The organism is Hylemonella sp. GW821-FHT10B10 (assembly GCF_059415585.1).
This window is the reverse complement of record NZ_JBWKNN010000001.1, coordinates 1,937,933-1,961,760: the sequence shown is the minus strand read 5'-3', so window position 1 is coordinate 1,961,760 and position 23,828 is coordinate 1,937,933. Positions and strand designations below refer to the sequence as shown.

Below are 23,828 nucleotides of genomic sequence, written 5' to 3'. Positions count from 1 at the left end.
TCAAGACGGGAGGGTGCAGGGCTTTCTTTGGCCTGCTTGCGCAGGCCAACAACTACTGCAGCATGAAGGTCTGGTATTCGAGTGCCTCGAGCTTGCGGTTGAGGATCCACAGGCCCAGCAGCACCGTGAGCAGCATGGCGAAAGCGAAGCCGTAGCCGAACCACTGCGCGCCGAGTTGCAGGGAAATGGCCGTGAAAAGGATGTTGAAGACCGGCAGCATGCCCGTGAGCAGCAGCACGGCGCGGCGCTGGTCCAGGTAGAACAGCACGTTGAGGATGCCCAGCATGACCACCTGCAGGGCCGCGCCGACGACGTCGATGTAGAGCAGTTGCAGGTAGAGCGTGGAGATGCCCAGCGCCCGTAGGATGGATTCGCCCAGCACCAGGGTGATGAGCACGGCGATGGCCTGGATCTTGGCGATGTCGAACAGGCCGCGGCGCACGTAATAGACCATGTGGTTGCGCATGCGCTCGATGTAGTCCAGCGTGGCGCCTTCGCGTACGGCATCGTAGAACTTGATGTAGTACTCGACGAAGTCGGTCTCGATGCGCACCAGGAACACGGCCATGCCGGGGATGACCGAGAGGTAGGCCAGAAAGATCGGGATGTCGTAGATCACCGAGGCATGCAACGGCCCGATCACGGCCTGGCCCGTGTCCGGGTAATACCAGAACATGATCTTGTCGACCCAGGCGCCGAGGTTGAAGAACAGGCCCGAGGCCATGAGGCTCTTGTACATGGCCCCGGGCTTCCAGATGTCGAAGGCGATGAAACGGTCGGAGTGGTAGTTGCGGTAGATCAGCCCGACCATGCCCATGAGCAGCAGCACGTGGCCGGCCACAAAACCCAGCAGCAGGCCCTCGAGCCCGATCACGTAACGCAGCAGCAGGGCCAGCACGATGGTGGCGGTGTAGCCCAGGAAGAAGATGAGCACGATGGCGCGGTAGTGCTTCATGCCGGTGAGGAAGACGGTGGCGACCCAGATCGCGGTCATGACCGACAGGCCCATGACAAACAGCAGGCGGTAGAGCACGCTCTGCTCGGGGAACAGGAAAGCCACGGCGGGCAGGGCCAGCGCGATGCTCAGACTCATGGACAGCAGGATCAGCCCGTTGAAGTTGGGCATGATGGCCGAGTCGTTCTTGGCGAAGATCTGGTCGGCCACGTAGCGCGTGAAGGAGAGCTGGACCAGGCCGGTGAGGACCAGCGAGATCAGGAAGAGGTAGGTCACCGTGACCTGGAACTGGCTGATCGAGGCCCGCGCGTCGATGGCGCTCAGACTGAATACACCGATGAGCAGGATGCCGACGATGGACAGCACCCAGGGGCCGGAGCTGATGATGCCGGCGTAGGCGTAGGCCTGCAGCAGACCGCCGTAGGTCTGCTTCTTGAGCAGCTTGCGCAGTTCGAAGCCTATGCCTGCCATGCACTGCTCTTTTCGAAGTTCTTCTCGTAGAGCTCGCGGTAGCGGCCGAACATCATGTCCTGCGAGTAATAGGCCTCGACGCGACGGATCGCGGCCTCGCTGGTGCGTTGCCAGAGTGCCGGGTCGCTCAGCAGTTCGACACAGGCGCCGGCCAGGGCTTCGGGGTCGGCGATGCGCACCACCCGGCCCGAGGCGCCGATGGCCGCGTCCGCGCCGGGCAGGCCGTAGACCAGCTGGTGGCAGGAGCCCACGTCGGTCGAAACGGTGGGCACGCCCGCGGCATAACCTTCGAGGATCACCAGGGGCAGGGCCTCGCTGATGGAGCTCAGCACCACCAGGCCCACCTGGGGCAGCAGCTCGGTCAGTTTCTGGAAACCGAGGAACTTGACCTTGCCCTCCAGGCCGAGCTGGGCCACGAGGTCGTGGCATTCGCGCGCGTATTCGGGCGACTCGTCCTCGGGGCCGGCGATCCAGCCTTCGGCTTCGGGCATGCGGTTGACCACGCCGCGCATGGCGCGGATGAAGGTCTTGATGTCCTTGATGGGCACCACGCGGCCGATCAGGCAGAGCACGGGCGGCACGGCCACGGGGCGCTGCGTGCGCAGCGGCGCGAAACGCGCCACGTCGATGCCGTTGGGTACGTTGCAGGTGCGTTCCTCGGGGGCACCGTCGGTCAGCTGGCGCTGGCGGTTGGCCTCATACAGCGCGACGATGTCGTCGGCCGCCTGGTAGGTGAGGTAACCCAGGTGCTCGAAGAAGCGGATCCAGAGCTGGCGGAAATAGCTCAGGCGCGAAGGGTCCTGTTCGAACACGCTACGGTTGTCCTTGAGCCACTGCGCCTGGTAGAGGTCGATCTTGCGTTCCTTCACATAGATGCCGTGCTCGCTGAGCATGAAGGGGCGCTGGTTGCGGTGCTTCAACAGCAGGCCCAGGATGCCCGCATAACCCGTGGAGATGGAGTGGTAGATGCGCGCCTTGGGCGCGCGTTCCGCCACCTCGCGCATGCGCCAGAAGGGCGTGTGGATGTTGCGGATGGTCCAGAAGTAGTCGACGAAGGAGGGGTCCGAGCTGCGCTGGCGGTAGCTCTTCTTGATGTAGTCCCAGGACTCACGGCTGTGCAGGAAGACGTCGTGGCTCAGCCGGCCGCCGGGTGCAGCCTCGTCCATGAGGTGCGAGAACTGGCGCAGGCATTCTGGATGGCGGATGTCGCTGTAGAGCTGCTCGTGCATCTGCTCCACCTCGCGCATGACGCCGGGCGGGGCCTGCACCGGCATCACGGGCGGCGCTTCGCGCACGTCGTAGAGGTAGCTCACGTCCATGTGCACAAGGTTGTCGGGCAGCGGGTAGCGCAGAGGACCGTAGTCTTCGGGGCGCGAGCCGAGAAAGATGGCGCCGAAGCGCAGCTCGGGAAAGCCCCGGATGATCTGGTTGACCCAGCTTGAAACGCCGCCGGCCACATAGGGGAAGGTGCCTTCCAGCAGCAGCAGGACGTCGACTTCCGCGGCGCGCCGCGCGCCGGGATCAGAGGTGGGGGAGGAGGTGGCGGTCACTGATTTTGCTCACGGTTTCGCGCCCGGTCCAGAGGTTGACCACGGCGGTGGTGCGGGCGGCGGTATTGATATCGGCCAGTCCTTCGAGATGGCGATGGACCTCGTCGTAACGATGGTGGACGAAGGCAATCTCCGCCAGGTAGGGCAACACCGAGCTTGCGGGCAGGCCCTGCAATAAGGCCTGGCGGAAGACTTCTTCGGCCGCACCAAAATCCTCCTGGGCCAGCAGGATGCGGCCTTGCAACATGCGCATGCCCGGACTGGGCTCGATGCCGGTGGTGAGCGCGCTCTCCAGGTAGTCATGTGCCTGGCGCAGGATGTGGCGGCGCAGCTCGCCCTGGGCCAGGCAGGCGTAGACCAGTTCCCAATGCAACTCGGCCAGGTGGTGCAGACAGTCGTAGCGCTGCGCCGGGCTGAGGTCGGTGTCGAGCTGGGTGCGTTCGTGCTGGATGTTCTGCGAGATGCGCTTTTCCTCGCTGTCGAGCATGCCGAAGGCGAGCAAGCGCACATCGTCCGTGCTGTCGCCCAGCAGGTTTTCAAGTATCGGGTTGGCCACACGCCCGGGCACGGCCTGCAGCGTGAGCAGCGCCTGCATGCGGATATTGCCCGGCACCTCGGCGCCCAGCCGCGAACGGATGGCCACCTGGCTGCTGCGCACGGCATCACGCCCCTGCACGTCGTACACGGGCAGGGCGACCGAGGTGGGCTGGGCCTGGCGTGCCTGCTGCCGGGCCTTCTTCAGGGAGATACGCGTGATCACCAGCACGCACAGGGGGCCCACGACCGGGGCGATGAAGGCGAAGTTGAAGAGCAGCAGCAGCGCGGGCGCGCGCGGCCGGCGCAGATGCTTGGGCATCCAGTGCAGGCAGGCGATGGCCGAGACCAGGCCGACCAGGCTGTGCAGGCACAGCAGGCTCACCAGGATAGGCAGGCTGGTCGATTCCGCCAGCGGCGCCAACAGCTGCTCCACGCTGGCGGGCAGCACCGCCCAGGGGAGGTAGGTCGTGGTGCTGCTCATGGCGACGGTGTGCCCAGGGCCTGGACCAGGGCGCCCAGGGGGTCTTCGTCGGCGAAATCGATGGGGCGCAACTGCACGCCCAGTGTTTCGAGGCTGCCCTGAAAGCGCTGGTCCAGCCACAGTTCGATGCGCTGGATGAAACCCGCCATGGCGGCCGGGCTGGCCAGGGGCATGAGCACGGCGATGATCGAGGTGTTGCCCACCTCGGTCTGCCAGTAGACATCGAGCCCACGCTTGATGCGCAGGAATTCGGTCACGATGGTGCGGCGCAGCTCGCCGTCAAAACGCATGACGAGGATGTGGCTGGCCATGCCGCTGCGGCCTTGCAGGCTGCGCATGCGTGCAAATTCCTCGGCAAACTGCGCTGGCAGGCCGGGCAGGCGCTGCTGCACTGCGTGCACTGCGGGGCCGCTGCGCACGCAGTCGGCGTAGTAGCCGAGGATGACCGAGAGCATCTGCAGGTTCTCGACATTGAGGGCCACAAAAGGCATGCGGGTGACAGCCAGCACGCCGACGAGCTGGTCGCTGCCGGCCAGCAGCGGCGCGACCACGAGCTGGCGGGTTTCGCGGTTCAGGCTGGTGTCCGCGCTTGCGATGTGGGCCAGTTCGCGCTGCTGCAGCGCAAGCGCCAGCAGCGCGTCGTCGGCCAGCAGGGGCTCGGGGTCACCCAGATGCCGGATGCTCGGGCCCAGCCGGGGTTCGCTGTGGCTGGTGTCAAGTTCGTAGAGCGTGGCCGCCTCGATGTTGACGTACTGCGCCAGCAGGTTCAACAGCTCGCCGGCCCCGGGCCAGGCCTGTTCCACAGGATCGCCAGTGGGCGCCGCCGAGGCCAGCAGGCGCAGCCGGACCAGCGCGTCGCGCAGGGAGTTGGGGCGCGAGAGCATTTCGTGCTCGAGCCGGTCGTGCGACAGGTTGAGCAGCAGGTGGCGCTTCGTGATGCGCGAGAGCCGTTCGGCCAGGTAGACGTTGGCTTCGTCCAGGCGCGCAGCGCGGTCACGCCAGACGTCACTGAATTCGCCGCACAACAGCACCAGCAGGGCACCAGGAAAGAAATACTCGAGTCCGAACACATCGGGCAGGCGCAGGAGCTGGTCGGCGACGAACCAGCTCACGATCAGGGGCACGCAAGCCACCAGGCCGGGCATGACGCCGTAGCGCAGCGAGACCAGCGTGGGGGCGAACCAGATCCAGGGGAAGAGTGCGCGCGTGAGCATCGGATCCTGCGGCGCGAACAGCCAGGCGAGCGCACAGGCCAGTGCGGGGATCAGCAGGATCTCGATCCACTGGGCCATCGGGCCCAGCAGTTCCGGGATGAACTGGAGTCCCCGCGTGATGCGATGGCGCAGGCGCTTCAGTAGCGAGGTCGGGGGCAGGGGATGGGGCATCGTGTCGCGGCGTTTCCAGGGGCCGGTGAAGCGATCAGGAGCCGCGTCGTGCGCCGTCCTGCGGCGTGGCCGCGCCAGTCGATTCGACCAGCTTCAGGCCCCCGACCAACTGACCGACCAGCTTGAGTGCCACCGAGGACAGGCCTTCGCGCAACCAGCCGCTGCGCGAGCCCGAGGCGCTCCAGACCACGCGGTTGCTGCCCAGGTCGATCACACGCAGGGTCAGGCCGACGACGGGGTCGCCGTCCAGGCCCACCTTGTAGCGCCACTCTTCCACGCTGCCCGTGATGGCGTAGCGCGCGCCCTGGGCGCGGGCCCACTGCAGGGCTTCCTCGGCCTGCTTGCGCTCGGCCGGCTCGAACAGGCTGTCGCGCGCCAGGGTGGCCGGGTAACGCTGCAGCTCCTGCACGCCGCGTGCGCGCAGATGGTGCTCGACCAGTGCTTCGGCCGAGAGGCCGGCCTGCGGCGTCTCGGTGTTGTTGACGATGGGCAGCAGGACCCAGGCGGCCTTGCTGCTGAGCGTGGGGTCGCCCACGATGGAGCTGGTGCCCGCGCAGGCGGACAGCAGCGCGGCAAGCAGACCCAGCCACAGGAGACGGTGCAGTTTCATGGTTTTCATGGTAGTCGCTTCTAGAAATAAAGTCGGTAACGAAGAGAAATTGTGTGCGTGGCGGATCCGCCTGGGATGTTGCCTGCACTGGCCTGCCATTGCAATGCCAGCTGGTCGGCGCCGATCACCGCCCCGGCCAGGCCCAGCGCGCTCTCGTAACCCGCACCCACGACCGAGTTGTTGAGCAGGCAGACGTCGGCATAGGGTCGCCAGGCGCGGCTGTAGCCATTCTGCAGGCTCTGCCCGCCCAGGTTGTCCCCGCCGCTCAGGCAGGCGCCCAGCGTGGCGCTGTCCTGCGGGATGAAGTAGCCCACACCGTCCAGCGTGCCTGCGTTGATGCCGTTTTGCAGGTCGGGGGACAGGCGCTGCACCGTGGCAGTCGAGAGGCTGCCGTCGCGCGTATAGCCCTGGTTCTGCCAGTACAGCCGCAGGCGCCAGTCGGGGTAGACACTGCGCAGACGGTAGCCGGTTTCGAGATGGGTGGACAGGCCGCGGCTCAGGTAGTCGTCGTACTGGGTGTAGAAGCTGCTCTGTCGTGCGCTGGCGCGCAGGTAGAGGGCCTGGTCCAGCGCGTAGCTCGCGCCGGCCGAGAGGCTGTCCGCGTAGCCAGCGGTGCGCAACGGCAGGCTGTTGAGCGCCTCGCCCTTGGACACGAGTTCGAATTCGTAGTTCAGGCGTTGTGACCAGCGCCCGTAGTGCTGCAGGCGCAGGCCCCGCACCTCGGCCATGGCCGTGCGCTGGGTGAGCGCAAAGCGGGTTTCCTGCTGCAGGGTCTTCCAGCGCAATTCGGCACTGTTCAGCCGGTCGCTGTCGGACAGCAGACTGCCCAGGTCCGTGTTGGAGGTGCTTTGCCGGAGCTGCGCCCAACCCAGCAGCAGTTGCAGGCGCGCGTTGAGCGTGAGCCGTGCGCCGAACTCCACACCCTGGCGCTTGACCAGGTCGAAGTCGTCGCTGAAGACACGGGTCTCCACGTAATGGGCCTGCCCGACTGCATTCTGGCGGAAGCGGTCGTGCAGGATACCGCTCTCGTCCTCGCGTCCCATGTCCTGGAAGGCAGTGCTCACGGCCAGCGACGTGCGGCCTGTCATCACGGCCGACTCCACGCGGCTGGCCGCAGGCAGGGGGCGGTCGGGTGCGTCGAGCAGGGCCTCGACGGCCACGCGGTCGTTGCGCATCAGGGCAATCTGGTTGGCCGTGGGTGCGGGCAGGGGACGGCCCAGGCGCAGATAACGCTCCCAGGCCCAGCGGCCCGCGCTGTCGGGCTGTTCGCGCACCAGTGTCCAGGCCAGAACCAGTTCGTCGCTGGCCTGACGGTCCGCGGCGGGTTCCAGGCCGCGCAGTTCTTCCAGGGTCTGGCGCATGAAGCGCAGGCTGGGGTCGCCCGGGTGCTGGCGCAGCCAGGATTGCAGCCAGACCCGGAACTCGGGCCGCTGCTTCCAGGCCTGGGCATCGCCCTGAGCCCTGCGCAGGGATTCCATGCGCTGCCAGGCCTGCTGGCGCATGCGCTGGGCCTGGGCGTGGCGTTGCTGCTGTTCGAGCACGTCGGCGTAGGCGGCGAGCAGCAACGGATCCTCCGGCGCGCGGGCCAGGGCCTTGCGGTACCAGGCCCCAGACAGGCGGGCCTGCCCGAGCAGCTGGTGGCCTGCCGCGTAGGCAGGCCAGAGCAGGGGCGTGCCACGGGCCTGTTCTTCGTAACGCGCCAGCATCTGGCGCAGCTCGCGCTGCCAACCGGCATCGATGAGGAACCACAACAGGGTCAGCACGGTGTTTTCGTCACGCGGCCCGAGCTTGATGGCCTTTTGGAGATCGGCCCAGGCTGCCGTGGGTTGCTGCTGCCGCTGGTGGTACTGTGCGCGGCCGAGCAGGAAGGCGATCTGCCCCTGCGCGCGGCTGCGGGCGCGGTCGTCGAGGCTGTCGTAAATGCGCCCCTGGGCCCGAAGATCACCAAGACTGGCGTAGATCTCGAGGGCTTGCTGCAGATGGTCCACGCTGCCAAAGCGCTGCCATGTCTGTAGAGCCAGTTCGGCGGCACGGCGCGGCTGCTGCTGGCGGGTCAGATAGATCAGGCGTGTCCAGTCGCCGAGCCCGGACTGGGGCCCGCCGATGCCCAGTGCGTAGGCCTGCGTCGCCGTCGGGTAGTCGCCAGACTCCCAGGCCACCTGGCCCAGCAGACGCCAGAACTCCTGCTCCTGCGGAGGCACGCGAGTGGCGTTCGCACGCATCAGGGTGAGCGCATCCTCCAAGCGGTCGCGACGCAGGTGCAGAAAGGTGGCGCGCAGCAGGGCTTCGATGGACAGCGGCGAGCCCTTGACGCGCTCCTGGTACAAGGCCAGCGCGCGCTCGTCATCGCCCGCGTTTTCCGCCAGTCGGGCCGCATGTTCGAGCAGCCGGAGCTGGCCGTGCGCGCGGTACTGCTCCTCGAAAAAGACCGAGCCGCGCAGGGGTTCGGAGGAGTTCTCGAACTGCCAGTAGATGTCGTCCCACTGGGCCGGCGTGAGACGGCCGCGGCGCGCGAGCCAGGTCCAGAGCGGCAGCGCATCGGAGGGCTGGGCCAGTGAGGGCGCCAGGCGTACCAGGGCGGTCAGCGTGGCGTCCGAGCGGTCGCCCATCTCGAACAGGGCGCGCCACTGCTCGGCCGCGACGTCGGTGTAACCCAGCCATTCGGCGACCTGCGCGAGGCGGCGGCGCCAGTCCCGGTCCCGCGGCAGGGACAGCACGGCCTTGCGCGCCACGCGCATCGCGTCTTCCAGCCGGCCGGTGCCGATGAAGACCTGGTAGGCCAGCGTGTAGTCGGCCTCGTCGAAACGGCGCAGCGGAACCTCGGCCGCATCGGCCGGCGGGGCCGGCGCTGGCACGGTGCTCTGTGCCTGCGCCAGACCGGCACCCAGGCAGAACAGGGGCAGCAGGACGTCGCGCAGCTGTTTCATCGCGCGGCCCTCTCCCGCGAGGGATCGCGGTACACCAGCAGCCGCGCGTAGTAGGCCGCGCGTTCGGGCTGGCCGCAGGCGAGCGCCAGCCGCACCATGTAGCGTACGGTGGCCAGGTCGGTCACGAGCGACCCAATCTGTTCCTCGGCCGTGCGCAGGGCCAGGGCATGGAAGCCGCCGGCAAGCAGCACGTCGAGGCCGAGCTGGAAACGCCGGCGAGCCTGGGCCCGGTCGGTGCTCGCCGTGTGCGCGAGCAGGAAGAGGTGGGATGCCAGCCGGTATTCCTGGCGGGCCTGCGCCCTGTGGCCCAGGCCCTCGAGCGCACCGGCCGAGAGACTCTTGAGCAGAGGCTGCAGCAGGCGCTCGCCCAGCACCGGCAGATCGAGCCGGAAGGCCAGCGAGGCGTAACCCTGGGCCAGCGCCGCTGGCAGGGGAGGGATGTCCGGCAGATCGTTCAGGGCGTCCTGCAGCCGTGCGCGCAGCGCTGCGCGCATCTCCGGGGTGAGGTCTTCGCGCAGCTGCCCTTCGAAGGCCTTGATCTGCAGCTCGCGTGCGAGCTGGCGCTGGCGCGGATCGCTGCTGCGTATGTAGTCGCGCACCAGGATCTCGAGCCCGCGCGGCTCCAGGTCCTGCACGTGGTGGCGGGTCATCAGCAGCTTGGCGTCGAAGTTGCGGGTGTCGGCGCGCAACAGGTTCTGCACATAGGACAGCGACAGCTCGTCCAGCGGCTCCTGGTCGTACAGGCGCTGTACCAGGGCGCGGCGCGGGTAAACCAGATAGAACAGGGTCAGCACCACGAGCAGGATAAGCAGCAGCTGCCAGCCGCTGGTCAGGTGCTCACGGGGTATGTCCCCGTCAACGCTGGCATATCGCTTCGAGCGGGCGGGCAGCATGGGCTGGCAGGGCGTAGTGAGACAGGGAGGCCTGGCGGCGCTGGGGCTGCAGTTCGCGACCTGCCACACGCACGTGGCAGGTCTCGGCGTCGGCCAGGGTGAATTCCAGTGGGACCTGGCCTTCAAGCGTCCAGCGGCGCACGTTGCCTTCGACGCTATAGGCGCTGATGCGTGCATTGGCCGACACGAGCCGCGGTGCCGCCAGACTGTCTGCAGCCGGCACCAGTTCGGCCGCCGCATTCGCCAGATGGACGTAAAGCCCTTCGGCTCCGTCACGGTAGCCGGCCACGCCACGGCTGCGCGCCAGGTCGGGCTGCCCCAGGGCTGCGGGCAGGCGCAGGGTGCGCAGGTCTGTCGCGCCGCGGATGCGCCAGCCCTCGGCCGTGCGTGCCACGACCAGGCGCTGGAAATCCTGCACCTTGCGCGCGTAGTCGGCCGCGTGCACGGGTGCGGTCTCCTGACCCTGCGTGTAGGCCATGATGCGTTCGAAGGACTGCATGCCGGCGCGTTTGGTCAGCAGGTAGGTGTGGAAATAGAGGTTGATGGGCTTGAGCCGGCGCGGCTTCTCGGTGAATTCGTAGGTCTCGATGACGCGGTCGAAGCCGTGATAGGGGCCGCGCCAGTTGTTGGTGTAGACGTTCTCGTTCTGGTTGGGTGCAAAGACCTGATAGCCGTGCCCGCGTGGCAGACCCAGGCCTTCCACCCGCGTGAGCGTCGGATAGCTGCGGGTGGCGGTGGTGTCGCCGCCGTTCATGTTGAGCAGGCCGATGCGCTGCGTCCATTCCACGGCATCGGCACCGGGCACGCAGTCCCCGGTCCACAGGAACAGCTCGACCTTCTTGCCCGCTGGCGCCAGGCGGCTTTCGATGTAGCGCACCGAGCCTTCGATCTCGCGCTGCAAGTCGAAGCGGTAGCCGGGCAGCTTGAGGTGGTAACCCTCTTCGCCCTCGTCCTGGCCGGCCTGTGCTCTGGCCTGCGACCAGTTGAAGGGGTGGGTGTAGCTGTGCGAGGCGATGGCCACGTGCGGGGCACTGAAGATCTCGCGTGCGGTCTTTTCCGCCTGCGCCGACAGTGCCGGGTACAGGCCCTGGGGCGAGAGTTCGGCCTCGATGACCGAGAGGGTCATGGGCAGGGGGTAGCGCCGCACCACGCGGTCACGCAGCACTTCCCCGGCCAGCTGGTTGCCCGGGAGTTCGCTGCGGCTCACGAAACCGTCGCCGTCCATGTGGATCAGCAGCATGCGCCGGCCGCTTTCGGTGGTCACGTCGGGTACGGGCATGTCGGGCAGGCGCAGGCTGCGGCGGAAGAACTCGAAGGGGTTGATGACCCAACGGTTGCCGCTGTCGGTGCCGGGCACCGTGGTGACCGCATAGGGATCGATCACATACCCGCCCCACGGGGTCAAGGCGGCCGCCACCTGGCGCGCCTGGCCCCGGCGCAGTGTCAGCAGCGGGGTGCCGCCTTCCAGCTTCAGCGCAAAGAAGCCATCGGCCGGAGGCCGCACGCGGCTCTCGAAGCCCAGCAAGGCATCCTGTCGCTCGATCTCCACCCGTGACAGGTCGACGGGCGACGCGCCGGGCGTGAGCCCCAGCCGGCTTGCCAGCGGGCTGCCGAACAGGAAACCGATCTGGTTGACGAAGCTCAGCGCCAGGCCATCGCTGTTCTGTTGTTCGAGCCAGGCCAGCAGGCGTTCGCGTTCGGTCGATTCAGGTGTATGACCCAGCCAGACCACAACGCCTGCATACCGCCCTGCCAGGGGCTGGCCCGGCAGCTGCGAGGAATCGATGAACTCGGGCACATAACCCAGATGCTGCAAAGGCAGGGACCCGAAGACTACCGGGTCACTGCGACGCAGATCGAATTCATTGGCCACCGGGCTGTGCACCACCAGCACCTTGCGGGGCATGACCTCGACCGAGCTCACACCCAGGGTGTCGAGCGCGGGCGTGGCCACCCAGGGCACGAAGCCCAGGGCCTGGATGGCGCGCGCGGTTTCGCGGGCCAGTTCGCGTTGGGCGGGGGGCACGTAGTCGATGGCGATGGCCGGGAGGCGGTAGCGCTCCCGCACCTCGCGCAGGCGCGCCTGCAGCCAGGTCCGGTCGGCTTCGGGCACGGGCACATAGCTCTTGCTGGCGGCGTCGTAGCGGCGGAACAGGGATTCGGCGGCGACAGCATCCACCCACTCGTGGGTCTGGGGCAGGATCTCGAAGCCGCGGTTGTAGACCAGGCGGATGCTAGGGTAGCGCCGCGCGAGCTCACGGACCACGGCCACCATGCCGGCTTCCTGTGCCGCACGCTCCTCGTCCGTGCGCGCGAAGAGCTGGTAGGAGTCGAGCGTGTCCACAAAGAAGGTGCGCAGGCCGCGCTGCCATAGCGGCCCCACGACCTGCTCGGCGAAAAAGTCCGGCCAGCCAGGCTGGCTCTGGTCGATGAGCCGGCTGCCCCAGGCGCTGTTCTCGCCGCGTAACCAGGCAGCGGGCAGGCGCGCTGCGTAAGCCCGTGTAGGCTGGACCTCGCCCAGGGAAATATAGGCGGCCAGGCGCGTGTGGCCGAGGTCGGGCAACGGGCCGGCCGGTAGATGGTCAGGCTCGACGATGGCCAAGTCGAACGCCCTGAGTTCATCCCAGGGCGTTTGGGCGCCGTAGTGGAAGGCAACCGATGTAAGTGGCTGGGGGGCGGGGAGGGACGGCTGTGCAGCCGCCAGGCCGGGTGCGAGACTGAAGAGGAGGCTAAATAGGTATCGGATCGCCATCAATGCTTCCCGAAGCTCGGTCTGGCTCAGGCCGGACTCGAATGCAGGGGGGATGTCCTTCTGAGAGAGAGGACATCGAAGGAGTTCCCTTGTGTGACTGGAATCAAGCATACTCCTGCGCACTGGAATCTTCCAGTGCATAGTTCACGCATACGGCAAGAGATTGCCTCGTGAACAGGAGGGCGCTCAGCCCTGTTTCGCGCGCTGTAGGCCGTACTGCGGGGACTACTTATGCTTGCGTGTTCCTATAGCCCTCGGGGTTGCCCTGTTGCCAGCGCCAGCTGTCGACGCACATGTCATCGAGGCCCCGCTGGGGATGCCAGTCGAGCAGGCGCGCGGCGAGTTCCGGTGAAGCGTAGGAAGAGGCCACATCCCCAGGTCGGCGCGCTGCGAACTGGTAGGGCACGGCCCGGCCGCTGGCCTTCTCGAAGGCCCGAACCAGTTCCAGCACGCTGTAGCCCTTGCCGGTGCCCAGGTTGAAGGCCGTGCAGCCGGCCTGCCGGTCGAGGTAGGCCAGGGCCTTGACATGACCGATGGCGAGGTCGACAACGTGGATGAAGTCGCGCACGCCCGTGCCGTCCGGGGTGGGGTAGTCCCGGCCCCAGACCTGGAGCTTGTCACGCCGGCCCGCGGCCACCTGGCTCACATAGGGCATGAGGTTGTTGGGGATGCCCTGCGGGTCTTCGCCAATGCGGCCGCTGACATGCGCGCCGATGGGGTTGAAATAACGCAGGATGCCGATGCGCCAGGTCTCGTCGCTGCGGTACAGGTCGCGCAGGATGTCCTCGATCATCAGCTTGGTGCGGCCATAGGGGTTGGTGGCCGACAGGGGGTGGTCCTCGGTGAGGGGCAGGCGAACCGGGTCGCCGTAGACGGTGGCGGAGGAACTGAACACCAGCTTGCGCACCTGGGTCTCGCCCATGGCCTCCAGCAGGCGGACCGTGCCGACCACATTGTTGTCGTAGTAATGCAGCGGCTGGGCCACGGACTCGCCAACGGCCTTGAGCCCGGCAAAGTGGATCACCGCAGCGGCCTGGCTGCTGCGCAGGGCGGCCGTGAGCGCCGCCTTGTCGCGGATGTCGCCCTGCACGACGTGCACCGAACGGCCGGTGATCTGCTCCACACGCCGGATGGATTCCGGGTTGCTGTTGGAGTAGTTGTCGTAGACCGTGACCTCATGGCCTGCCTGCAGCAGTTCGATGCAGGTGTGGCTGCCGATGTAGCCTGCGCCGCCGGTGACGAAAATCATGTGGGAATCCCGGACTGGAGTGGAGGACCGATTCTAGGAGCGGCGGGTCGATACACCGTCGAATTTCTTCACGGATTCATCAGGATTTGCGGTCCCGGGGCACACGACCCATCAGATAGAACTCGGTGTTGGGCAGCATGTTGCTGAAGCTGGCCATGCGGTTGGACAGGCCAAAAAAGGCTGTGATGGCGGCGATGTCCCAGATGTCGTCGTCGGAAAAACCCTGCGCGTGCAGGGCCTGGAAGTCGGCTTCCTCGACCTCGTGCGAACGCTGACAGACCTTCATGGCGAAGTCCAGCATGACACGCTGGCGCGGCGAGATGTCGGCCTTGCGGTAGTTCACCGCCACCTGGTCGGCCACCAGGGGTTTTTTCTCATAGATGCGCAAGAGCGCGCCGTGCGCCACCACACAGTAGAGGCACCGGTTGGCTGCGCTGGTGGTGGTGACGATCATCTCGCGGTCGCCCTTGCTCAGGCTGCCTTCCTCCTTGAGCATGAGGGCATCGTGGTAGGCGAAGAAGGCCCGCCACTCGGCCGGGCGACGGGCCAGTGCCAGGTAGACGTTGGGCACGAAGCCGGCCTTCTCCTGCACTTCGAGGATCCTGGCGCGGATGTCCTCGGGCAAGTCCTTGAGCTCGGGATGAGGGTAGCGGTTCATGCAGACTCCGATGGGCGGGACGGGCCCTGTCATTATCTGCGCCGTTTTGCGGCCGGTGGCTACCTGTCCTGCAGGGTCTCAAAAGGCAGGAGCTCGTCTATGCGGGCGCGGCCCAGGCGCTGGATGCCGGGGCCGGTATAGGCCAACGCCTGCACGGCCATGGCCTTCGCCTGTGACCGATCGGGGCGGACATGGCTGGGCTTGCTGCGGTCCGTGCTGTCCCGTTCCTGCGCATTGCCGCCTGTCACCGGCGTGCGGGCGAATTTGCTGCGCAGGAAGCGGATCAGGTCACCGACGGTTCCGCGCAAGTTGTGCAGGCTCCAGCGGCGGATCATCTGCACCTTTTTCACGACAAACACCTCTGCCTTCCAGCGACGCTTGTAGTCGGAAAAGCCGTTCAGCAGGTTGACGAATCTTTCCTGGCGCTGAATGGCAGTGTGCACGAGCAGCAGGTCCAGCAGGATGCCCGGGCCCAGATCGGCATAGCTGAGGTCGTAGGCCATTTCAAAACCCCACACCCCCCGGGCCTGGGCCGGGGCGTCGGTGTTGGAGCCGTTCATCGTGCCGGCCACCAGAAAGCCGTCGATCAGGATGCCGATGAATGATGGTGCGAAACCGCCCTGGCCTGCCATGAGCTGCCGGAAGCGCTCAGCCCTGTGCGCATCGCCGACGATGGCTGCGGGGGTGTTGTGCTTCCAGCTGCGACTTTCCAGCTCCAGGTAGGCGTCGAACCAGGCGCTGGTGGCCTGGGCGCCTTCGGCAAACACGATCTCGGGCTCGCCGGCGGCCACGAGCAGACGCGCGCAACGCGCCACATTGCGACGCCAGGACGAGGACAGTGCGCGGAAGTAGCTCTCCAGATCCGGCCAGGTGATGGAGATTTCATTGTAGGGAGGCTCTTCAAATTCGCGCACCCGGAATCGCGCATCGGCGGCCTGGCGCAACACCTTGTACAAGGTGCTATCGGGGCGCTGACCCACGAGCTCGAGCATGCCCAGGCGGGGCTCGCAGTCGCGCAGGTGGTGGACGAGCGCGTTGGCCACACGCTCTTCATCGCCCGGTGCGCACAGCATGCCCAGCTGTTCGTTGGCGACGGAGGCTGGAAAACAGAGGCGCGCAGCGCGCAGCGGCCCGAACCGGTCCTCCATCTGTCGCAGTGACAGGCAGCCGATCAACTGGCCCTGTTCCCAGACGGTGTAGAGCCGCAGCGCATCACCGTCGAGGGCATCCTCGTTGTACAGGCTGAAACAGCGCACAAAGCCGGCGGAAAGATAGGGATTCGGCCGAGCCGACAGGTGGTTCAACGCATCGATCCGTTCTCCCAATTGTTCCAGGGCGGCAAGACCCGAAAACGATTGAACGGTGAGTGTTTCCTGCATATGTCCCTGCGTGGTGAGACCGCCCTGGCTTAAGGGGGCCGCATTCTTGAATTTTTGTACCACCACATGGTGACGGCTCGGGGAATTGTTCCATACAGCTCCCGGCCGCAGCAAATTTGTCCCCTGTACTTTATAGGGACGATAGGCCCGGGCCTGGTTCAACTACGTTCGGGCGGAGGCTGGTAGTCCTGGACCCAGGCCTGGAAGGCCTCGGCCGGCATGGGCCGGGCGATGTAATACCCCTGGGCGATGTCACAGCCCAGCGCGGCCAGCTGCTCCCAGTGCTGGCGAGTTTCCACGCCCTCGGCCACCACCTTGCGGCCGATGTCGTGGACCAGGTCGATCGTGGAGCGCACGATCAGTTGAGAGTCCTTGTTGACTGGCATGTCGCGCACGAAGGACTGGTCGATCTTGATGTAGTCCACGGGCAGCTTCTGCAAGTAGCTCAGCGAGGAATAACCCGTACCGAAGTCGTCGATGTAAAGAGGGATGCCCTGTGCACGCAGGCCGTGCAGCACACGCAACGCGAACTCGGCATCGTCCATCACCGCGCTTTCGGTTAGCTCGATTTCCAGCAGTCCGGGTTGCAGGCTCCAGGTGGCCTGCAGCTGCTTGATCCTCTCCAGCAGGCTTTCGTCGCGTAGGTTGCGCGCCGAGAGGTTGACGGCGATGGGCAGTGCACAGCCGCGAGCTGCCCAGGCATGGTTGAGCCGGAAGGCCGTTTCCATCACCCACTCGGTCAGCGGCCGGATCAAGCCGGTGCGCTCGGCCAGGCCGATGAACTCGCCTGGTGGGATCATGCCGCGCGTGGCGTGCCGCCAGCGCACGAGGCCCTCTGCGCCGCAGATGCGGCCACTGGGCATCTCGACCTTGGGTTGCAGGTAGAGCTCCAGGTCGCCGCCCTCGATGGCGCGGCGCAGCTCGCCCGCGACATTCAGGCGCTCGGTCGGGTTGGGGTCTTGCAGGGGATCGAAGACGGCATAGCCGGTGCCCCACATCTTGGCCTGGCGCACGGCCATGTCCATGTGCCGGAACAGGTCGTGCGTATTGAGGCCGTGTTCCGGGAAGACAACCACGCCGATACGCACCGCCACGTCGAGTGCCAGGTCGGCGACGGCGAAGGGTTGCGCCAGCACCTCGCTGACGCGCTGCCCCAGGCTGGCGGCTTCGGCCTGGCCCCCAGGCAGCAGGATGGCGAATTCGTCACCGCGCAGCCGCACGACACTGGCCCCGGCCGGGGCGGCCCCACGCAGGCGTGCGGCGAATTCGCGCAGCAACTGGTCGCCGTGGCTGAAGCCGAGCGCGTCGTTGATCTCGCTCAGGCGTTCGATATTGGTCTGCAGCACAGCGAAATGCCGCCCCGAGCGCAGGCCGTCCTCGATGGCCGCCGTAAGCAATTCAGTGAACAGTGTCTCGTTGCCCAGCCCGGTCAGGGCGTCGTGGTGGGTCAGGTGCCGCATGGCTTCCTGCATGCGCTGCTGTTCCATGCGCGCGCGCATGGTGCCGATGCCGAAGGCCAGGTCTTCAGCCAGTTCAGTCAGCAATTCGAGCTCAGCTTCGCCGAAGGCCGCTTCATCGTTCGAATAGATGGCCAGGGCGCCGATCACCCGTCCGCCGACGTGCAGCGGGCAGGCCAGGCCGGCTGCCACGCCGAACAGGCGGGTGCGCCAGGGCGTGTATGCCGGGCTGTCGAGCAGGTCGCGTGCAACGCTGGGCTGGCCTGTGCGGACGGCCGTGCCGACCACACTGCGGCCGCGTTCGTTGTCGGCCCAGCTTGGAGCATGGGCGGCCAGCATTTCGCTGCCGTCGGGGTAGCCGCTCTGGGCCATCAGGCGCATGGAACGCTCCTCGTCGTCGTTGCAGTACCAGACCGCGGCAAAACGGTAGCCACCGCGGCTGACGATGACCTCGCACATATTGGTGAGCAGATCCAGCTTCTGAGTGGCGCGTACCATGACGCGGTTGCCCGCGCTCAGCGTTCGCAAGGCACGACCGGTGTGCTCGAGATCGTCGAGGCGTCTGGCCAGTTCGGCATTGAGCTTGCCGATTTCGGCCTCGGCCCGTTTGCGTTCGGTGATGTCGGTGCCCAACACATAGCAGCCGACCACCTGCCCGCTGGCGTCCCGCCGCGGGACATAATTGCTGGTCTGCCAGAGCCCTGCCGCGGGTTGCCAGTCGAAGCGCTGATCTTCGCCCTGCAATGCCCGGTCCAGTGGGGCGCCAGCGATGGCATAACGTGCTTCGCCCACGACATCGCGCACCGTGCGTCCGGTGATGTCGCCCCCGGAGGCGAAGCGTTCGCGATAGAGGTGGTTAGCGTAGACGTACCGCTGCTCCGCGTCGACGTAAGCGATCAGTGCAGGAACGCCGCCAATGATGCTGTACAGATGGTCTTCCGCTTCCTGCAACTGGCTGGTGCGTTGCAGCACCCGCTGCTCCAGCAATTCGTTCTGCTGCTGGGTCAGGCGTTGGGCAACGCGTTCCGCGGTCACGTCGCGAAAGACCAGTACCGTGCCCCTGATTTGGCCTTTGGCATCGCGTATGGGGGATGCGCTGTCGGCGATCGGGCATTCGCTGCCGTCGCGCGCGATGAGCGAGGTCATGTCGGCGAGACCTTGTGGTTCTCCCGTGACGAGAACCGTGTCCACCGGCATCTCGGCCGGTTCCCTTGTGTCCTCATGCACGATCTGAAACACTTCCTGGGCCAGATGTCCCAAGGCCTGGGTCTGGGTCCATCCGGTCAGGCGTTCGGCCACGGGGTTCATACGCGTGACGCGTCCGCGCACGTCAGTGACCAGCACGCCATCGCCGATCGAGTACAGGGTGGTGGCCAGGTCTTCTTCGCTTTGCGCCATGGCGCGGCGACTGGCCTCGGTCTCATTCAGCTGGCGCCGGATCAGCGCCAGGGTGGCGCCCAGCAAGACCAGCAGCAGGGTGGTGACCAGCGCGCCCACGGTCGCCATGCGTTCGCTGGCCTCCTCGTACAGGGCATTGCGGGTCTGCAGCAAGCGCTGTTCCTCGCTCTCCATCTCGCGCAGCAGTGCGTAGGTGCGGTTGCGGGTCTCCTCCAGCGGGGCGGTGGCCACGTAGGCACTGGCGGCCTGCTGCCCCTGGGTCTTGCGCAGGTGCTCCACCTGCCGGGAGATCGCGAGGCGTTCGTCGACGACCTTGCGAAGCTGCGTCCAGCGTGCATGCTGGGCGGGGTTATCGGCCGTCAGCTGCCGGATCCGGTCCAGGTGCAGTTCACGCCTGGCGATCGATTCATCGCGATCGACCAGCCGGGCGGGATCGCCCGAGATCCGGAAGCTCTGGGTGTTGAACTCGATTTGCAGGGTATGGGCTCGTACACGCACGAGGCTGTCCACGACCGCATGCGTATGGTTCACCCATTCGACCGCCTGACGGGCATTGCTTGCGACGTGCCAGGTGGTCGCCGCCAGCCCCGCCAGGATCAGCATCGCCGTCACAAAGGCGGCCAGCACCTTGATCCCAAAGCTGGAGTTCACTCTCACAGTCTCTGTCTCCCTGCGTGCCGTGGAGGTGGCACGAGGTCATTTTGCCATCCTTGATGTAGATCAAAAACCACAGGGCGGCGACCCTGCCGGGAGTCCGGTTATGCCAGGCTCAGGCGTCCTTTGAGGCAACAGCGCGGTCGCGGCCCGATGCCTTGGCCCGATAAAGGGCCTGGTCGGCACGACGCAGCAGGGATTCAGCATTCTCGCCGTCATGCCATTGCGCAAGCCCCGCACTGATGGTGATGTGTTGCGGCAGGCCGGGAATGTTCAAGGCGGCAACAGCGGCGCGCATGCGTTCCACGAGGATGAAGGCGGCATCAATCCCAGTCTCGGTCAGCAGGATCACGAACTCCTCGCCCCCCAGGCGAGCGACATGGTCGCTCTGGCGCAGATTGGCGCCCAGGCTGTCGGCGACCAGGCGCAGCACCGCGTCACCGACATCGTGGCCGTGGTTGTCGTTGACCTGCTTGAAATGGTCCAGGTCGAAGTAGGCGGCCGTCAGGTCTCGCTTGTAGCGCTGCGCGCGCAGGATCTCGTCATCCAGCCGCAGTTCCAGCATCCGGCGGTTGCCGACCCCGGTGAGCGGGTCGGTCAGCATCAGGTGCTCAAGCTCGTGGCGGGCCAGCTCTTCCTTTTTCATCGTGCGCAGCACGATGGAACCGAGCATCATGGTCAGAACCGTCAGCGTCAAGGCCACGATCACGACCACGGCGGTGTGTTTGCGCCAGCTGTCCAGCAGGTCGTCCAGGGCAGTCGAGACGGCGACCACCAGGGGGTAGTCCTGCACACGCATGTAGGTGACAACCCTGGCCATGCCATCGACGGGGCTGACACCGGTCAGGTAGTTGCCCCTGGGATTGGCACCCATGTGCTGGGTCCACATGGGGCTCTGTGCAACGGAGCTGCCAATGATTTTGCTGTCCATCGGGCTGCGAAAGAGGAAGAGGCCGTCGGTCCGGATGAAGGCGATGGTGCCGCGGGGCTTGATGCGTTCTGCCTCGAAGGAGTCGGCGATGCGGTCCAGCTCGATGGCAGCGAAGATGACGGCGACCTTGCCGCCGGCCTTGGTGACCGGCATCGAGATGGGAATGCCCAGCTTGCCGGTAACCCGGCTCACCACAGGCCGGGCCACGTAGAGGCCACGGGTCTGCTGGTCGAACTGGGCCTTGAAGTAGTCGCGGTCCGAGACATTGGTCTGCCGGGTCTGTCCGATGTCGGGGACGTAGCGCAGGGTGCCGTCGGTGGTGACCATGCGGATGTCAATCAGGCCATTCGAGGCCTGGCGCAGTTCGTCGACCATGCTGATGAAGCCAGGGGCCTTGCCGGGATCCTGGTCGGGATGCTCGGCCATCCAGTGCCGGGCGGCGATCAGCGAGAGTTCAGCCTGTTTGAAGAGGGAGTGGGTCTGCTCGTGCACGGCCGTGCTCAGCTGTTCGAGCACCTGGGCATTGGCGTTCAGGAGGCTGTTGCGTTCCCACCAGGACCAGAAACCGACAAAGCCCCAAAGACAGACCAGCAGACTGCCGACCAGGCCGAAAACGATGCGGCGATTGGCCCTGGGCAATGCCCCGAGCTGTCTGGCCTTCAAGCGGTACACACTGGAACTCCTCAACGACGGCGTATTTTTCTGTGAGCGGGTTGCGCTCTACCGGCAGTCCCTGTTGATGCTTGGAACTCTAATGCATATCTCCTGCCCCGTCGAGGCGGTCTGGCCTGGACAAACGCCAAAGTGATGAAGAAGTCACATCGGGCGGCGTTCTGTCGCTCAGGGTTGCAGCTGCTCCGACTCGATGACCTGTTCGCCCGGCGCTTCGCGCAGCACACCGGCCAGCAGGGCCTGGGCGATGCGCGCGGCCGGTACGGGTCGGTAACGGCGCGGGATCAGCGGGCCCAGGACGCGGGCGACTGCCAGGCCGATCCGTTCACCAGGGCGTACTTGTTCGCGCTCGGCCACGATCAGCGAGGGGCGCACCACCGTGTAGACCGGGTAGCCCAGGGCGCGGATGCCGGCTTCGGCCTCGGCCTTGGTGCGCAGATAGAAGTTGCCACGCGGGCTGGTGCCCAGCGCGGAGGTGAGCGCGTAACGGCTGGCGCCGGCCGCGCGGGCCAGCCGGCCGGCCTGGATGGGCAGGTCGCGGTCTACCGCAGCAAAGGCGGCCTGCGAACCCGCGACCTTGATCGTGCTGCCCAGGGCGCAGATGACGGCATCCACCTGCCACCAGGGTGCGTCGGTGGGCAGGGCGGCGAAGTCGACCACGGGGTTGGTCAGCTTGGGGTGCAGTGCCAGGGGGCGGCGCGTGGGGGCGACAACCTGGCTGATGCGCGGATCGGCCAGGGCGGCGGCCAGCGCCTCGCGGCCGACGGCGCCGGTGGCGCCGACCAGCAGCAGGCGCAGGGGAGGGGTGGGAGAGATCATGGGGTCAGCCGGCTGTGAGTTTGTGCACCAGGTCGGCCGTGGTGCTGGCCTTGTACTTGCGCATGAGGCGGGCGCGGTAGATCTCTACCGTGCGGTAGCTGATGGCCAGGGCCTTGCCGATCTCCTTGGAGGTCAGGCCCTCCAGCAGATGGGCGGCCACCTCGCGTTCGCGCGCAGTCAGCTCGGCCCGGACCGGTCGGCGCGAACTCAGGTCTTCGAAGGTCCAGATGCCGGGGCCGTGGGGTTCGGCCGGGTCCAGCGCGCGGCCGGTGACGTGGCACCAGAAGACCTCCCCCTTGAAACGGCCGTCAACCCGTTTCATGATGCGGTCGTCCGCGTAACTGCCCTGTCGGTTCATGATGGGGGTGATGCGCGCGCCGGTGCGTTCGAATTCGTCGGCGCTGGGATAGAGCACCAGGAAGGACTGGCCCACGAGCTCTTCGCGGCTGGTGCCGAACATGTCGCAGACATGACGGTTGCAGTCCATGATGATGCGGTTGCGTGAAAGCACCATGCCGATGGGAGCGAGTTCGAAGGCGAGTCGGTAATCAATGTCCATAGGGCAGGGATTTTAGGCATAACTACGTATCTTGGTAAGTAGTATCGTTGCGGGTCTGCTGCTTTAATATTTTTAAAAGGAGAACAGCGTGAACAAGGTGTACCCGAGTGCGGCTGCCGCCATCCAGGGCGTGGTCCGCGACGGCCAGCTGATCGCCGTGGGCGGTTTCGGCCTGTGCGGCATCCCCGAGGCCCTGATCGACGCTGTGCGCGTCAGCGGCATCAAGAACCTGACCGCCATTTCCAACAACGCCGGCGTCGATGACTTCGGCCTGGGCAAGCTGCTGCAGACGCGGCAGATCAAGAAGATGATTTCCAGCTACGTGGGCGAGAACAAGGAGTTCGAGCGCCAGTACCTGGCCGGCGAGCTGGAGCTGGAGTTCACGCCCCAGGGCACGCTGGCCGAGAAGCTGCGCGCCGGCGGCGCGGGCATCCCGGCCTTTTTCACCAAGACCGGCGTGGGCACGGTGGTGGCCGAAGGCAAGGAGCTGCGCGAGTTCGACGGCGAGACCTATGTGATGGAGCGTGCCCTGCTGCCCGACGTGGCGCTGATCAAGGCCGACATCGCCGACCGTTCGGGCAATCTGCGCTTCAACCTGACGGCGCGCAACTTCAACCCGGCCGCGGCCATGGCCGGCAAGGTCTGCATCGTGGAAGTGGAGAAGATCGTCGAACTCGGCGAGCTTGCACCCGACGACGTGCACCTCCCGGGCATCTACGTGCACCGCATCGTGCTCAATGCGACCCCCGAAAAGCGCATCGAGAAAAAAACCCTCACCGAGAAAGCAGGAGCCTGACCATGCCCTGGACCCAAGACCAAATGGCCGCGCGTGCGGCCAAGGAACTGCAGGACGGTTTCTACGTGAACCTGGGCATCGGCATGCCCACGCTGGTGGCCAACTTCGTGCCCGACGACATGGAAGTCTGGCTGCAAAGCGAGAACGGCATGCTGGGCATCGGTCCCTTCCCGACCGCTGACCAGGTGGACCCGGACCTGATCAACGCCGGCAAGCAGACCGTGACCACCATCAAGGGCACGAGCATCTTCGGCAGCCACGAAAGTTTCGCAATGATCCGCGGCGGCAAGATCAACCTGTCCATCCTGGGCGCCATGCAGGTCAGCGCCAAGGGCGACCTGGCCAACTGGATGATCCCCGGCAAGATGGTCAAGGGCATGGGCGGTGCCATGGACCTGGTGGCCGGTGTGGCGCGCTGCATCGTGCTGATGGAGCACATTGCGAAAAAGAAGGACGGCACGGAAGATTTCAAGATCATTCCCGAATGCACGCTGCCCCTGACCGGCAAGGCCGTGATCGATCGCATCATCACCGACCTGGGCGTGATGGACATCACCCCGCAAGGCCTCAAGCTGGTGGAGCTGGCCCCGGGCGTGACACGCGAGTTCATCCAGTCCAAGACGGGTGTGCCGCTGGTCTGAGCTGCAACGGTTTCAGCAAAGGGCCCCATCGGGGCCTTTTTCTTTCCGCTTTGT

At 66.2% G+C, this 23,828-nt stretch carries 17 protein-coding genes; 2 read left to right on the top strand and 15 right to left on the bottom strand.

The features are described 5' to 3' along the window. Nucleotides 1-52 precede the first annotated feature (52 nt). The 15 genes from pelG to AC07NT_RS09360 form a co-directional block, all read right to left on the bottom strand. Complete coding sequence (gene pelG, locus AC07NT_RS09430; RefSeq protein WP_498596715.1) at nucleotides 53-1,426, bottom strand: exopolysaccharide Pel transporter PelG; 1,374 nt, start codon at nucleotides 1,424-1,426, stop codon at nucleotides 53-55. Then, entirely contained in the window at nucleotides 1,414-2,976 is a 1,563-nt protein-coding gene (pelF, locus tag AC07NT_RS09425) for a GT4 family glycosyltransferase PelF (protein ID WP_498596716.1), read from the bottom strand. The genes pelG and pelF overlap by 13 nt, the downstream gene beginning before the upstream one ends. Next, complete coding sequence (locus AC07NT_RS09420) at nucleotides 2,948-3,994, bottom strand: tetratricopeptide repeat protein (protein ID WP_498596717.1); 1,047 nt, start codon at nucleotides 3,992-3,994, stop codon at nucleotides 2,948-2,950. Before AC07NT_RS09420 ends, pelF begins: the two co-directional genes overlap by 29 nt. Then, nucleotides 3,991-5,379 (bottom strand): PelD GGDEF domain-containing protein, encoded by a 1,389-nt coding sequence (locus AC07NT_RS09415; protein WP_498596718.1) that lies wholly within the window; start codon nucleotides 5,377-5,379, stop codon nucleotides 3,991-3,993. Before AC07NT_RS09415 ends, AC07NT_RS09420 begins: the two co-directional genes overlap by 4 nt. 34 nt (nucleotides 5,380-5,413) lie before the next feature. After that, on the bottom strand, nucleotides 5,414-5,998 hold the full coding sequence (locus AC07NT_RS09410; protein WP_498596719.1) for a penicillin-binding protein activator LpoB: 585 nt from the start codon (nucleotides 5,996-5,998) through the stop codon (nucleotides 5,414-5,416). A gap of 11 nt (nucleotides 5,999-6,009) precedes the next feature. After that, nucleotides 6,010-8,916, bottom strand: coding sequence for a tetratricopeptide repeat protein (locus AC07NT_RS09405; protein WP_498596720.1), 2,907 nt, complete (start codon nucleotides 8,914-8,916; stop codon nucleotides 6,010-6,012). Then, complete coding sequence (locus tag AC07NT_RS09400; protein WP_498596721.1) at nucleotides 8,913-9,809, bottom strand: hypothetical protein; 897 nt, start codon at nucleotides 9,807-9,809, stop codon at nucleotides 8,913-8,915. Before AC07NT_RS09400 ends, AC07NT_RS09405 begins: the two co-directional genes overlap by 4 nt. Next, nucleotides 9,772-12,561, bottom strand: coding sequence for a bifunctional glycoside hydrolase/polysaccharide deacetylase family protein (locus AC07NT_RS09395; protein ID WP_498642665.1), 2,790 nt, complete (start codon nucleotides 12,559-12,561; stop codon nucleotides 9,772-9,774). The genes AC07NT_RS09400 and AC07NT_RS09395 overlap by 38 nt, the downstream gene beginning before the upstream one ends. Before the next feature lie 229 nt (nucleotides 12,562-12,790). Further along, complete coding sequence (gene galE, locus AC07NT_RS09390; protein ID WP_498596723.1) at nucleotides 12,791-13,810, bottom strand: UDP-glucose 4-epimerase GalE; 1,020 nt, start codon at nucleotides 13,808-13,810, stop codon at nucleotides 12,791-12,793. Nucleotides 13,811-13,889: 79 nt separating this feature from the next. Further along, nucleotides 13,890-14,468, bottom strand: a complete 579-nt coding sequence (locus AC07NT_RS09385; protein WP_498596724.1) for a peroxidase-related enzyme — start codon at nucleotides 14,466-14,468, stop codon at nucleotides 13,890-13,892. Nucleotides 14,469-14,527: 59 nt separating this feature from the next. Beyond that, nucleotides 14,528-15,847: a GNAT family N-acetyltransferase gene (locus AC07NT_RS09380; protein ID WP_498596725.1), complete on the bottom strand. Its 1,320-nt coding sequence runs from the start codon at nucleotides 15,845-15,847 to the stop codon at nucleotides 14,528-14,530. Between the two features lie 158 nt (nucleotides 15,848-16,005). Further along, nucleotides 16,006-19,353 carry an EAL domain-containing protein gene (locus AC07NT_RS09375; RefSeq protein WP_498596726.1) on the bottom strand — a complete coding sequence of 1,116 codons (3,348 nt, stop codon included), beginning with the start codon at nucleotides 19,351-19,353 and terminating at the stop codon, nucleotides 16,006-16,008. Nucleotides 19,354-19,471: 118 nt separating this feature from the next. Further along, entirely contained in the window at nucleotides 19,472-20,959 is a 1,488-nt protein-coding gene (locus tag AC07NT_RS09370) for a sensor domain-containing diguanylate cyclase (protein ID WP_498596727.1), read from the bottom strand. A gap of 168 nt (nucleotides 20,960-21,127) precedes the next feature. Then, nucleotides 21,128-21,778, bottom strand: a complete 651-nt coding sequence (locus tag AC07NT_RS09365; RefSeq protein WP_498596728.1) for an NAD(P)H-binding protein — start codon at nucleotides 21,776-21,778, stop codon at nucleotides 21,128-21,130. Nucleotides 21,779-21,782: 4 nt separating this feature from the next. After that, a complete protein-coding gene (locus AC07NT_RS09360; RefSeq protein ID WP_498596729.1) occupies nucleotides 21,783-22,337 on the bottom strand; it encodes a helix-turn-helix transcriptional regulator in 555 nt (184 codons plus the stop codon). Nucleotides 22,338-22,425: 88 nt separating this feature from the next. Here AC07NT_RS09360 and AC07NT_RS09355 point away from each other — a divergent pair, with 88 nt between their 5' ends. Together AC07NT_RS09355 and AC07NT_RS09350 are read left to right on the top strand one after the other, a co-directional pair. Continuing rightward, the gene (locus AC07NT_RS09355; protein WP_498596730.1) at nucleotides 22,426-23,133 is read left to right on the top strand and encodes a CoA transferase subunit A; all 708 of its coding nucleotides are present in this window, start codon (nucleotides 22,426-22,428) and stop codon (nucleotides 23,131-23,133) included. Between the two features lie 2 nt (nucleotides 23,134-23,135). After that, the gene (locus AC07NT_RS09350) at nucleotides 23,136-23,774 is read left to right on the top strand and encodes a 3-oxoacid CoA-transferase subunit B (RefSeq protein WP_498596731.1); all 639 of its coding nucleotides are present in this window, start codon (nucleotides 23,136-23,138) and stop codon (nucleotides 23,772-23,774) included. The last annotated feature ends 54 nt before the right edge of the window (nucleotides 23,775-23,828 follow it).